The 12,426-nt window shown below is 73.4% G+C and carries 9 protein-coding genes; 5 read left to right on the forward strand and 4 right to left on the reverse strand.

Going from position 1 to position 12,426, the window contains the following annotated elements:
* Positions 1–440: 440 nt before the first annotated feature.
* On the reverse strand, positions 441–1,694 hold the full coding sequence (locus AOQ37_RS30020) for an ROK family protein (protein WP_062648857.1): 1,254 nt from the start codon (positions 1,692–1,694) through the stop codon (positions 441–443).
* A gap of 150 nt (positions 1,695–1,844) precedes the next feature.
* Positions 1,845–3,086: an FAD-binding protein gene (locus AOQ37_RS30025; RefSeq protein WP_062648859.1), complete on the reverse strand. Its 1,242-nt coding sequence runs from the start codon at positions 3,084–3,086 to the stop codon at positions 1,845–1,847.
* Between the two features lie 149 nt (positions 3,087–3,235).
* Here AOQ37_RS30025 and AOQ37_RS30030 point away from each other — a divergent pair, with 149 nt between their 5' ends.
* The 5 genes from AOQ37_RS30030 to AOQ37_RS30050 all read left to right on the forward strand — a co-directional run bounded on the left by AOQ37_RS30030 (position 3,236) and on the right by AOQ37_RS30050 (position 9,910).
* Positions 3,236–4,555 carry a radical SAM protein gene (locus AOQ37_RS30030; RefSeq protein ID WP_062648861.1) on the forward strand — a complete coding sequence of 440 codons (1,320 nt, stop codon included), beginning with the start codon at positions 3,236–3,238 and terminating at the stop codon, positions 4,553–4,555.
* 264 nt (positions 4,556–4,819) lie between these two features.
* Positions 4,820–6,310 (forward strand): cellulose-binding domain-containing protein, encoded by a 1,491-nt coding sequence (locus AOQ37_RS30035; RefSeq protein WP_062648863.1) that lies wholly within the window; start codon positions 4,820–4,822, stop codon positions 6,308–6,310.
* A gap of 353 nt (positions 6,311–6,663) precedes the next feature.
* Complete coding sequence (rsgA, locus tag AOQ37_RS30040) at positions 6,664–7,848, forward strand: ribosome small subunit-dependent GTPase A (protein ID WP_062648864.1); 1,185 nt, start codon at positions 6,664–6,666, stop codon at positions 7,846–7,848.
* 89 nt (positions 7,849–7,937) lie between these two features.
* Positions 7,938–9,335 (forward strand): bifunctional transcriptional activator/DNA repair enzyme AdaA, encoded by a 1,398-nt coding sequence (locus AOQ37_RS30045; RefSeq protein WP_062648866.1) that lies wholly within the window; start codon positions 7,938–7,940, stop codon positions 9,333–9,335.
* Positions 9,332–9,910, forward strand: a complete 579-nt coding sequence (locus tag AOQ37_RS30050) for a methylated-DNA--[protein]-cysteine S-methyltransferase (RefSeq protein ID WP_234437043.1) — start codon at positions 9,332–9,334, stop codon at positions 9,908–9,910. The genes AOQ37_RS30045 and AOQ37_RS30050 overlap by 4 nt, the downstream gene beginning before the upstream one ends.
* On the opposite strand, the gene AOQ37_RS30055 is transcribed toward AOQ37_RS30050, so the two are convergent.
* Positions 9,873–10,355, reverse strand: coding sequence for a DUF456 domain-containing protein (locus tag AOQ37_RS30055; protein ID WP_062648868.1), 483 nt, complete (start codon positions 10,353–10,355; stop codon positions 9,873–9,875). The genes AOQ37_RS30050 and AOQ37_RS30055 overlap by 38 nt on opposite strands.
* An 80-nt stretch (positions 10,356–10,435) precedes the next feature.
* On the reverse strand, positions 10,436–11,419 hold the full coding sequence (locus AOQ37_RS30060) for a helix-turn-helix domain-containing protein (protein ID WP_062648870.1): 984 nt from the start codon (positions 11,417–11,419) through the stop codon (positions 10,436–10,438).
* Positions 11,420–12,426: the final 1,007 nt, after the last annotated feature.

Consider the following 12,426-nt stretch of genomic DNA (forward strand, 5'->3'; position numbering starts at 1 on the left):
GAAATGCGGCTACGGCTCCGCGACGCGGCGCAGGTGGCTCAACTCCTGTCGCGGAGCGGGACGTTAACCTTCGGCTAAGCCTTCGGCAAGGGGTCGGACGAAGCCTGTTCGAAGCGTTGTGATCGGTTCGGGATCGCGAACATGAGGGGCCGGGGCGAGGGGCGCGGAGGGGTGTGGGTCAGCGGCGCCTGGGTAACGTGGGCGCGCGGAGGGGAGTTGAGGGCCCGCCGGGGTCAGGGGCGGGCGCCCCTCGGTCGGTGAGGTGGTCCCGTGGCGGTCACGGCGGCGCCGCGTTTCGGTGCTCGCGCGGGACCACCGACACCGACGCGGGTGCGGGTGCTGGTGCTGGTGCCGACGGTCGCGTCAGAGGGCAGCGGGTCGCGGGTCGCGGGTCGCGGGGATGGTTCCGTCGTCGCGAAGGTGATGCGGTTCCGCATGGATCACGCGGAGGGTGCGGTGCGGCTCCTCGCCTGGGCGAAAGCGGCGCGCTTGGCGCTTCGCTGACCGACCGACCGCAGCGCCCCTTCGAGCGCGAACGTCGCCGCGCCCAGACAGGCGGGGTCGGTGGGGATTGTCGACAGGACGATCCGGCTGGCGGCCAGCGGCCGCTTCAGCGCGTGCCGGGCGACGGCCTCCCGCACCTCGTCGAGGAGCGGTTCGCCGAGCCGGGCGGCGACCCAGCTGCTCAGCACGACCACCTCGGGGTTGAGCACGTTGACCAGGTTGGCGATGCTCGCGCCGAGGTAGCGGGCGGTGTCGCGGACGACCTTGACGGCGACCGGGTCGCCCGCGGCGACCCCGGCGGCCAGCGCGTCGATGGTCGCGGTCTGGTCGTCGGGATGCAACAGCGGGCTCCGCGGGCTGAGTTCACGCAGGTTCTGCATGATGCCCGGCGCGCCGACGTACGTCTCCACACAGCCGTGGTTGCCGCAGCGGCACAGCCGCCCGTCGAGCACGAGGGTGGTGTGCCCCCATTCGCCGGCGCTGTTGCTGACGCCCCGGTGCAGCCCGCCGCCGAGGACCAGGCCGGCCCCGACTCCCGTACCCAGGTTGACCACCACGGCGTCCCCGTGTCCGCGCGCCGCCCCGAACCACAGCTCGGCGACCGCGCCCGCGCGCAGCGGGTTGTCCAAGTAGAGCGGATACGCGATGTGTTCGGAGAGGAGGTCGAGCAACGGCACGTCGTGCCAGTCCCAGTTGGGCGCGTACTCGGAGATGCCGGTGGCGCGGTCCACCTGCCCCGGCACGCTCACCCCGACGCCGAGCACCCGGGCGGCCTCGACCCCGGCCTGCGTGACCACCGAACCGGCCGCCGCGGCCACATGGGCGACCACCTGCTCCGGACGGCTCTCGCCGGGCCGCATGTTCTCCTCCGCGCGGGCCAGCACGTTCAGCGCGAGGTCGAAGAGCTCGACATGGACGTAGGTCTCCGCGATGTCCACACCGATCAACGCGCCCCCCGACGCGTTGACGGCCACGAGGCCCCGTGGGCGGCCGCCCGCCGAGTCCTCGAACCCGACCTCGGTGATCATGCGGAGGTCCAGCAGTTCGCCGACCAGCGTGGCGACGGTGGCGAGCGAGAGACCGGTGGCGGCCGCGAGCTGCTGCCGGGAGGTGGGCGAGGCGGCGATGATCTGGCGCAGCACCTCGTAGCGGTTCGCGGTGCGGATGTCCCGTGATGTGCCGCGCTTCATGGAGCGTGCCCCCTCATCCCTTCCGTGCCCTGCCGCGCCGGGCGGGCCCGCACTGCGGCGGCGCCGGCGCCGCGCCAGGCTATGGGGCCCCCGTACGGTTCGACAAGGGGTTAGGAAAGGGGCTTTATAAAGTCGCCGGGCCCCGCGCGCTCAGCCCGCCAACACGTCCCGTACGAAGGCGTTGGTGAACTTCCCGGCCGGATCGAGCACCCGCGCCAGGGCCGTGAAGTCGTCGATGCGGGGGTACCGCCCGCGCACCACGCCGGCCGGCACCTCGAACACCTTGCCCCAGTGCGGCCGCGGCGCGAAGGGCTCCAGCGCGGCCTCCACCGCCCGCACCGCGGGGAGCACCGCGGCCGTGTCCTCGACCCAGGTGAAGTGCAGCGCCACGGTGTCGCGCCCGTAGGAGGGGCTCATCCACTGATCGTCGGCGGCGACCGTGCGCACCTCGCAGACCTGGAGCACGGGGGCGACCGTCCCCCGGACGGCGTCGACCGCGTGCAGTGCCTCGGTGGCATGCCGGCGGTCCAGCAGGTACTCGCTCTGGAGCTCGTTCCCGCTGCTCGGGGTGAACTCCGCCCGGAAGTGCGGCAGCCGCTCGTGCCATGGCCCCGGCACCCCGAACTGCTCGGTGCAGTTGACGGCCGGCATCCCCGGTACCGGATGCAGTGCCTCCACGGCCGGCGTGGCCCACGGGAAGTCGGCGAGGGGCTCGTCCGTGCGCCGCTTCAGCCACACCTGCCGGAAGCCGGGCCGCCCCCAGTCGGTGAACAGGCTCACGCTGTAGGCGGCCGCCGCGACCGTCTCGAAGTCCAGCCCGTCCAGGGGCAGTTCGGTGAACAGGTGCTGCTCGACCTCGTAGCCGGGCCGGAGGTCGAGGACGAGTGCGGTGACCACGCCGAGAGCGCCCAGCGAGGTGACGGCTCCGCCGAACCGCCGGTCTCCGCGCCCGATGACGACGGTCGAGCCGTCGGCGGTGACGATCTCCACCTCCCGCACGGCCGAGGCGAGCGAGCCGTTGCCGACCCCCGACCCGTGGGTACCGGTCGCCACCGAACCGGCGACCGAGATGTGCGGCAGGGAGGCCATGTTCGGCAGCGCGAGTCCGTGCTCGTGCACCCGGCGTGCCAGCTCGGCGTAGCGCACCCCGCCGCCGACCCGTACCGTCGCGGCCGCCGTGTCGACGTCGACCTCACCCGCCAGCGCGCCCAGCGACAGCAGTACGCCGTCGCCGCCGGGCTCGGCGATCTCGTTGAACGAGTGTCCACTGCCCAGCACCCGCACCCGCCCGCTCCCCGCCACGAGCGAGCGGAGCGCGTCGAGGGAGCGCGGACGGTGCAGCTCGGCGGCGAAGGTGATGTTGCCGGCCCAGTTGGTCACGGTTTCGGTCATGCGGCTGCGCGCCCCTTCCGAGGAGATCGAGAACGCGGAATTCCCAGGTGGAACCTACCTTGCTCGCAACACGAGGGCCCCGCCCCCACCTCCGCGCCGCCGGGGGCATACCGTGAGGAGTCGTACGCGTGAACCGGGAGGAGAGAGGGATGGGCAGCCGTACCGCGCTGGTCGAGGATCTGATGGAGCGGTTTCCGCATGTTCCGCGGGAGGCCGTCTTCAAGGAGGACCTGCTGCGCGGGGGTGTGGCCTTCGATCCCTCCGCGCTGAGCGACAACGAATCGGGCGAGGTCAAACCGAAGTCCTACTTCATCTTCTCCTTCGACCACGGCACCCTGCCCGAGCTGGGCGAGGCCGCGCTGAGGCGCCCGCCGGAGGAGATCATCCTCACGGGAGGCCCGTACGACCTGCGGCGCACGGTGGTGTCGGTCCGGGTGAATCCGTCCTCCCCGTACCGTGTCGCGGCGGACGACGAAGGCCTGCTCGGGCTCTATCTCGACGGGAAGCGCATCGCCGACGTCGGCGTGCCGCCGATGCCGGAGTACTACCGGCACAAGCTCTCCAACGGGAAGTCCGTCATGGAGGTCGCCCCGACCATCCAGTGGGGCTACCTGATCTATCTGACCGTCTTCCGGGTGTGCCAGTACTTCGGCGCCAAGGAGGAGTGCCAGTACTGCGACATCAACCACAACTGGCGCCAGCACAAGGCGGCCGGCCGCCCGTACACGGGAGTCAAGGACGTCGAGGAGGTCCTCGAGGCCCTGGAGATCATCGACCGGTACGACACCGCGAAGACCTCCACCGCCTACACCCTCACCGGCGGCGCGATCACCAAGACGGTCGCCGGCCGTGACGAGGCCGACTTCTACGGTCACTACGCCAAGGCCATCGAGGAGCGCTTCCCGGGCCGCTGGATCGGCAAGGTCGTCGCCCAGGCGCTGCCGAAGGACGACGTGCAGCGCTTCAAGGACTACGGCGTGCAGATCTACCACCCCAACTACGAGGTGTGGGACGAGTATCTGTTCAAGCTGCACTGCCCGGGCAAGGAGCGGTACGTCGGCCGCGACGAGTGGCACAAGCGCATCCTCGACTCCGCGGAGATCTTCGGCGCGCGCAACGTGATCCCGAACTTCGTCGCGGGTGTGGAGATGGCCGAGCCGTTCGGTTTCACCACCGTCGACGAGGCCATCGCCTCCACCACGGAGGGCCTGCGCTTCTTCATGTCGCAGGGCATCACGCCCCGCTTCACCACCTGGTGCCCGGAGCCCACCACCCCGCTGGGCAAGGCCAACCCGCAGGGCGCGCCGCTGGAGTACCACATCCGGCTGCTGGAGGCCTACCGCGCCACCATGGACGAGTTCGGCCTCTCCTCGCCCCCCGGCTACGGACTGCCCGGACCCGGCCGCGCGGTGTTCTCGGTGAGTTCCTTCATGGACAGTCTTCCGGCGGAGGACCCGACGACCGTATAGTCCGCGCGGAAACGCGGTGACGCGGAAACGCGGCGCCGATGGTGAGCACAGGGCGGCTCGCGTCCGTACTGAAGAACGGGTACCGGGCGCGGCCGCCTTCCCGCCGCTCGGTCGGCTGTCTGTCCTGCTGTCCTGACATGACATCTGAACACGGCGCTTGTCAGTTGTGTTGGAAACGTGAAAAGCTCTGCCCCTGCCGCGAGGTTCCCCCCAACTCCATTGCCGTCATGGTGAGTTGACCTCGCTTGTGGATGCAGGAGACTCATGCCCGACCTGCCGACCCCGAAGGACGCCGCCGAGGCCGCGCTGTTCTCCGAGTGCTGGGACGCCGTCCTGTCGTACGCCGACCTGTGCACGTCCGGCTCGACCGCGGCGAACCAACTGGCCCGCGAGGCGTTCGCGCTCGGCATACGCGAGGCCCGCGCCGCCGAGGACGGCCTCGCGCGAGGCGCCGGCCGCCGCGCCTCCCGGCTGCCCCGGATCCCGCTGCTGCTGACCGCCGTACGCACCACGGCCGCCGCCTGGGAGGCCCGCGGACAGGGCCACAAACTCGACCCCGATCTGCGCCTGTGGCTGAACTCCGACAAGGCGGCACGGTACGTCGGTCCGCCCCTGAGCCGTCCGATCGCGCTGCGCGGACTGCGCGACATGCAGGAACCGGACGCCGCTCTGCTGTGGCTGGCGGAGGTGGAGGCACTCCCGCTGCACGCCGTGGTCCGCAGACAGGGCCTCGACCCGACCGCGGCGGTGGAGGAGCTGAACCAGGTCCGCGGACTCTTCCGGGACCGCTGCCACCGCAACCACCTCGACACGCCGATGGACGCGGAGTGCCGCAGCTACGTCCGGCTCCTGGACGCCGTCACCCGCTCGCCCGCCGCCGACACGCCCCCCGACCTCTCCCGCCACCTCGCCACCTGCGTGGAGTGCGCGGAAGCCGCCGCCTGTCTGCGGCTGCACGGGGGCGGGCTGCCCGCCGCCCTCGCCCAGGGCGTCATCGGCTGGGGCGGACTCGCCTACCTGGAGCGCCGCCGCCGGGCCGCCGAGGTGCGCCTCGGCCCCGGACGCCCGGACGACGACGAGGGCACGGCGGCACGCGCCGCCGGGAACAGGGCGCGTGTGCTGCGCGGCGGAATGCTCGCCGGCGCCGTCCTGGTCTCCGTTGTGGCCCTCGCCGTGTCGATGATGCCCGGCGACACCGGCGGTGGCGGCGGTGAGAACGTCGCCCAGGGCAACCCCGCCGACAGCACCCCGGTGGCCGGCCCCGGCTCCGTCCTGCCGTCCGCGCCACCCGCCACCTCCGCCGCTCCGTCCTCGTCCGCGCCGTCCGCCTCCCCGAGCGGCACGCCCTCGGCCACCGGCGGCGCCGCCGCCGGGAAGCCCGACCCCGAACCCCAGGGCACCTCCTCGGCCACCGCCGGCGCCGGCGGGAGCGAGGACACGGCGGCCTGCGAGGTCACCTACGACCTCGTCAACCAGTGGCCCGACGGCTTCCAGGCCACCGTCACCGTCACCACCGCCGTGACGCTCGACACCTGGCGCGTGGCCTGGTCCTTCCGCGACGGCCAGAAGGTCGACCAGATGTGGGACGCGAGCGTCGCCCAGAACGGCTCGCGCGTCACCGCGACCGCCGCCGACTACAACCGGTCCGTCTCCGCGAACGGCACGCTCACCTTCGGTTTCCTCGCCTCCTGGCAGAACAAGAACAGCGCGCCGTACGCGTTCACCCTCAACGGGCAGACGTGCACCGGCTCTTGACGTACGGCGGCGGAACCGGGGCGCCGGCACGATGTGCTCCTGGGCGCGGCGGCGGGGCAGTTGGCAATCGAGTGGCAACCGCCCGCCCGGGCCCCTATCCTGAGTGAGCTTCGAGCGGGGCCGACGGCCGCGCCGGGGCCGTGTGAGAAGCCTTCGCGCGAGGAACGTGCACGCGAGAAGCAGCCGTGCGGGAAACATGGGAAACGGGAGGTGTGACCGATGACTGTCGCCGAGATGGGTGCTGTTCGCAGCGACCAGACGTTCGTCCACTCCACCCCCGCGGTCTCCGGCTGACCACTTCCTCCGCCTCGCCCACGCGAGCGCTGCCGGGGCCGCCCCCCGAAGGGTCTCCCTTGCATTCCTCCTCCGGCTCCTCCACCCCCTCCACCTCCACCTCCACCCCGTTCACCCCCGTCTCCACTTCCGGCTCTTCGGCTTCGCCGTCGCCTCTCGCCGCGTACGGCTGGGACGCGGAGCGGGAAGCCGAGTTCGTCCCCCACGCCGAGCGCGGGCTGCTGCCCGGCCGGGTCGTGCGGGTCGACCGCGGGCTGTGCGACGTCGTCACCGCGGCGGGCGTCGTGCGCGCCGACACCGAGTTCGTCGTTCCCCGTGACCCGCTGAAGGTCGTGTGCACGGGCGACTGGGTCGCCGTCGACCCCGAGGACGCGGACCCGCGGTACGTACGCACCCTTCTGACGCGCCGTACGGCCTTCGTGCGTTCCACCTCCTCCAAGCGGTCCGAGGGGCAGATCCTCGCCGCCAACGTCGACCACGCCGTCGTCGCGATGTCGCTGGCCGTCGAACTCGACCTCGGCCGCGTCGAGCGGTTCCTGGCGCTGGCCTGGGAGTCCGGCGCCCAGCCCGTCGTCGTGCTCACCAAGGCCGACCTGGTGCCCGACCCGGTCGCCCTGTCGTACCTCGTCGAGGACGTCGGTGCGAGCGCGCCCGGCGTACCCGTGCTCACCGTCAGCGCGCGCGAGGGCGACGGCGTCGGGGAGCTGGCCGCACTGCTCGGCCGGGGCACCTCCGTGCTGCTCGGGGCGTCCGGCGCGGGCAAGTCGACGCTCGCGAACGCGCTCGCCGGCGAGGACGTGATGGCCGTCCAGGCCACCCGCGACATGGACGGCAAGGGGCGGCACACCACCACCACCCGCAACCTGCTGCCGCTGCCCGGCGGGGGCGTCCTCATCGACACACCCGGACTGCGCGGCGTCGGCCTCTGGGACGCCGGTACCGGGGTCGGACAGGTCTTCTCGGAGATCGAGGAATTCGCCCGGAACTGCCGCTTCCAGGACTGCGCGCACGAGGCCGAACCGGGCTGCGCGGTCCGGGCGGCCGTCGAGGACGGGGAACTGCCGCCGCGCCGCCTGGAGAGCTACCACAAGCTCGTCCGGGAGAACCAGTGGATCGTCGCCAAGTCCGATGCCCGTATGCGCGCCGACATCCGCCAGGACTGGAAGCGCAAGCAGGCCGCGGGCCGGGCCGCGGGGCAGGCGAAGCGGGGGCGCGGGCCGTGGCGCCCCGCTCCTCCGAGGTGACCCGTACCCTCGCCTGATCCGATTCCGGGCTCAGCGTGACGTCCGATTTCCGCCAGCGCGGTTGCCTCCGGGCGCGAAGACTGGAGTGCATGACGGACCAGGACACGCGGTACGAGGCGGTCCGCAGCAGGGACGCCCGGTTCGACGGTGAGTTCTTCTTCGCCGTCGAGACCACCGGCATCTACTGCCGGCCCAGCTGCCCCGCCGTGACACCGAAACGCCGCAACGTGCGCTTCTTCGCGACGGCCGCCGCCGCGCAGGGCTCGGGTTTCCGGGCCTGCCGGCGGTGCCGCCCGGACGCCGTGCCCGGATCGGCCGACTGGAACGCGCGTGCCGACGTCGTCGGCCGGGCCATGCGCCTGATCGGCGACGGCGTGGTCGACCGGGAGGGCGTCGCCGGGCTCGCCGTACGGCTCGGCTACAGCGCCCGCCAGGTGCAGCGGCAGCTCACCGCCGAGCTCGGCGCGGGGCCGGTCGCCCTCGCCCGGGCGCAGCGCGCGCACACCGCGCGGGTCCTGCTCCAGACGACGGGCCTGCCGGTCACGGAGATCGCCTTCGCGTCCGGGTTCGCCAGCGTGCGCCAGTTCAACGACACCGTCCGGACCGTGTACGCGACGACCCCGACCGAACTGCGGGCCGCGGTCCGCGCGGCCCGCCGCACGGCCACCCCGGCCGCCGGGATCCCGCTGCGGCTCGCCCACCGGGGCCCGTACCACGCGGGCGCCGTGTTCGACCTGCTGCGACGGGAGGCCGTGGCCGGGGTGGAGGAGGTGAACGGGCCGCCCGGGGGCCGCACCTACCGGCGGACGCTGCGGCTGCCGTACGGCACCGGGATCGTCGCCGTGGACGAGCGGGCGGGTGATCCCGGCCGGGCCTCGGCCGTCCACCCCGGCGGCTGGCTCGACGCCCGCCTGCATCTCACCGACCCGCGAGACCTCACCACCGCCGTCCAGCGGCTGCGCAGGCTGTTCGACCTCGACTCCGACCCGTACGCCGTCGACGAGCGGCTCGGCGCCGATCCGCGGCTCGCCCCGCTGGTCGCCGCCCGGCCCGGACTGCGCGCGCCGGGGGCCGCCGATCCGGAGGAGTACGCGGTGCGGGCGGTCGTGGGGCGGGCGGCGGCCGAACGGCTCGTCCGCGCCCACGGCAAGGCCCTCGACGCCCCCTGCGGGACCCTCACCCATCTCTTCCCCGAGCCGGCCGTCCTGGCGCAGGCGGAGTCCGGGGCCGGGACCGAGGGGCCGCTGGGCGTCCTCGCGGCCGCCCTCGCCGACGGCACCGTACGGCTGGACCCGGGCGTCGACCGGGACGACGCGGCCCGGGCGCTGCGCGCACTGCCCGGGCTGGACGCCCGTACCATCGCGGAGATCCGGGCCCGTGCCCTCGGCGATCCCGACGTCGTGCCGCCCGGCCCGGACGTCCCCGACACCTGGCGCCCCTGGCGCACCTACGCCCTGCACCACCTGCGCGCCGCGGAGGAACGATGACCGACCCCACGTACTGGACCAGCGTGCCGAGCCCGCTCGGCCCGCTGCTGCTCACCGCCGACGCCGACGCCGCGCTGACCTCGCTCTCCGTGCCCGGACAGAAGGGCGGGCGGACCGTCCAGGAGGGCTGGCGGCACGACCCCGGGCCCTTCCGCTCGGCGGCCGAGCAGCTCGATGCCTACTTCGCCGCCGAGCTGAAGGAGTTCCGGCTGCCGCTGCGCAGCGACGGCACCGAGTTCCGCGAGCGCGTGTGGGCCGCCCTCGGCTCCGTGCCCTACGGCGCGACCACGACCTACGGCGAGATCGCCGCCCGCGTCGGCGCCTCACGGATGGCCGTGCGGGCCGTGGGAGGGGCGGTCGGGGCCAATCCGCTGCTGATCGTGCGCCCCTGCCACCGGGTGATCGGCGCCGACGGCTCGCTGACGGGATACGCGGGCGGCCTGGAGCGCAAGGTGCGGCTGCTCACGCTGGAGGGCTCGCTCCAGGAGCCGTCCGGGACCGTCGTCCGATCGAGCGGCCGCCGCCGGCCGCGTCGCGTCATCCCCACAGAACCGCCCCCAGCCACGCACCCATGATCAACAGGCAGGTGAACAGCTCCACCAGGACGCTGGAGCCGCCCGAGCGCATCGCCGTCCGCAGGGCCGCCCGGGCCTCGCCGTGGCGGCCCAGACGGAGACGTTCGGAGAGGTAGACGCCGCCCATGAAGCCGGGGATCGCCCCGATCACGGGCAGCAGGAAGAAGCCGAGGAACGAGCCGAGCCCCGCGTACACCGCCATCCGGGGGGTCGCGCCGCTCTCCTGGAGCCGACGGGGCGGCAGCGTCCAGCGCACCACCTGGGACAGGAACAGCGTCACCGTGGCACCGACCAGCACGAGCCAGGCGACCGGCTGCGGATCCTCCAGCGCCCACCACAGGACGGCGGCCCAGACCAGCCACGACCCGGGCACGCCGGGCACCAGCACTCCGCACAGGCCGAGCAGAATGACCAGTCCGACCAGCAGGAGTTGACCCACTCCCATCTGCCCAGGGTGCCCGAGCCACGGAGAACGCGCAGGTCAAGGCGCACGACGTCGGGTCTCGTGGCGATGCCCGCGCGAGGTCAGTGCTCGCGGGCCACCCAGCCCCGCTCGTACGCGTGCCAGCCCAGCTGTAGCCGGGTCGTCACCCCCGTCAGCTCCATGAGCCCCTTCACCCGGCGCTGCACGGTCCGCAGCCCGAGGTCGAGCTGCTTGGCCGCGCTCGCGTCGGTCATCCCGGCCAGCAGCAGGGAAAGGATCTCCAGGTCGGTGGCGTCGGGGCCGTCCCGGGTCTGCTCGACCACACCGGCCGCGCCGAGGCGCAGCGGCAGCGCCTCCCGCCACACCGACTCGAACAGGCCCGACAGCAGCTCCAGCAGCCCGCTGGCGTGCACCACCAGCGCGGCGGGCTCCGCCGAGCGGCCGGTAAGCGGCACCAGGGCGAGCGAGCGGTCGGCGACGACCAGCTTCGTCGGCACCCGGTCCACCACCCGCACCTGTTCGTCCCGGTTCAGCGCGGCGCTCAGCTCCGCCATGCCGTCCGGCTGGTCGAGCACGGCCCGCTCCAGTACGACGCGGTAGCGCACCCCTCGGGCGGTCGCCCGCTCCTCGGCGTCGTTCTCACCGCCGGTCACGGCCACCGGGGTGCCGGTGACCAGCGCGCACACCTCCTCGCTCGCCCCGAGCTGTATCTGGAGGAAGCGCTGGGCGACGGCGGCGGCGCCCGTCACCACCTCGACCAGGTCGTGCACCGCCGGTTCGGCGGCGGCCGCCCGGTACTCCTCGGCGAGCAGGGCCGCCGCCAGCTCCGCCTTCTCCAGCTCGTGCCGCTGCTGGGTGAGCAGCGCGCCCAGGGCGACCCCGGGAGGCGCGGCGACCCAGCGACCGGGACGGCCCGAGGACTGAGCGGCGAGACCGTGCCGTTCCAGCCGGCGCAACGCCCGTTCGGTGTCGCGCTCGCCGAGGGCCAGCCGACGCGCCAGGTCGGGCACGTCGGCGGCGCCCACGGACACCAGCGCCCGGTACGCCGACTCGTGTGTCCCGTCCAGGCCTATCGCTCCGAGCATCGAGGGTCTTCCTCCTTCTGACATCCCGTGAGTGGCGGGAAACAGCCACGGCGTAAACCCGCCGCCGCACATCATCGCCGTACCGCCGGTCACTCTGCCAAGGTGTGGCCACGGCGCAAACACGTGATCATCCACTGGCCGTCCACAGCGGAGATCCACGAGGGCCGCACGGACTCGGGCCGGTCGGCCACGCCGCGGCCCGGAAGTCTTTCGAAACGTGATTCGAGCTCATGACGCGCAGGGGCGCATAGGGGATGTGAGCCCGGGTCACCGCATGCCGCCGGGCGGTTCTCCCGTGGGGGGTGGAACCGCCCGGCGGCCCTGGCCGCACCATGCCGCGCACTGCCGTTCAGGACATCACTCGACTCTCTGTTCGACACACGTGCGGTGGCGCATTTTCCGGATGCCCCGTTTTCATCGGGCCCGTGCGGTGGACAATCGGGAGCATGAGCCAGCAGGGGGGTAGGCCCACCGGTCACGAGGACGACTGGTGGGGGCAGTTGTACGACGACGCCACCGAGGACACGGGGCCCGCGCGCACCGCGGACTCCCTGGACGACCGATTCGCCTCGGCCTCCGGGGCGTTGCACTCCGCCGGTACGGCGGACGACAGGGATGCGCCGGACGGTGTCGGCGGCCCCGGAGACACGGCGGCCCCACGGCACCCGGACGCCCCGGACGACGCGGGCCGCCACGCGGGCGACACGGGCGCCGCCGGCACGGTGCCGCCACCCCGCGCCGAGCGGCCCGGTTCCGCCGGGCGGCCGCAACCCGACTGGTGGAACGCGTCGGCCGACCCGGCGGCGGGGGCGCCACCGCCCTCGCGCCCATCGTCCTCGCCCCCGCCGCGCCCGGAGGCCGCGGTGCCGCCGCCCCGGAGCCGATCCGCCGCCGTACCGCCCCCGCGACGCGACACCGAGTGGGACACCCCCTGGGCCACCGGACCGGGTCCCGAACAGCCTGGTGCTGGTGCTGGTGCTGGTGCTGGTGCTGGTCGCGGTGCCGGA

The sequence above is a fragment of the Streptomyces maremycinicus genome (assembly GCF_001184025.1).
Taxonomy (GTDB): domain Bacteria; phylum Actinomycetota; class Actinomycetes; order Streptomycetales; family Streptomycetaceae; genus Streptomyces; species Streptomyces maremycinicus.

Bases quoted from the DNA above. Each gene is read 5' to 3' on its own strand.
- AOQ37_RS30020 (WP_062648857.1), bottom strand. From the start codon at position 1,694: ATGAAGCGCGGCACATCACGGGACATCCGCACCGCGAACCGCTACGAG.
- AOQ37_RS30025 (WP_062648859.1), bottom strand. From the start codon at position 3,086: ATGACCGAAACCGTGACCAACTGGGCCGGCAACATCACCTTCGCCGCC.
- AOQ37_RS30030 (WP_062648861.1), top strand. From the start codon at position 3,236: ATGGGCAGCCGTACCGCGCTGGTCGAGGATCTGATGGAGCGGTTTCCG.
- AOQ37_RS30035 (WP_062648863.1), top strand. From the start codon at position 4,820: ATGCCCGACCTGCCGACCCCGAAGGACGCCGCCGAGGCCGCGCTGTTC.
- AOQ37_RS30045 (WP_062648866.1), top strand. From the start codon at position 7,938: ATGACGGACCAGGACACGCGGTACGAGGCGGTCCGCAGCAGGGACGCC.
- AOQ37_RS30050 (WP_234437043.1), top strand. From the start codon at position 9,332: ATGACCGACCCCACGTACTGGACCAGCGTGCCGAGCCCGCTCGGCCCG.
- AOQ37_RS30055 (WP_062648868.1), bottom strand. From the start codon at position 10,355: ATGGGAGTGGGTCAACTCCTGCTGGTCGGACTGGTCATTCTGCTCGGC.
- AOQ37_RS30060 (WP_062648870.1), bottom strand. From the start codon at position 11,419: ATGCTCGGAGCGATAGGCCTGGACGGGACACACGAGTCGGCGTACCGG.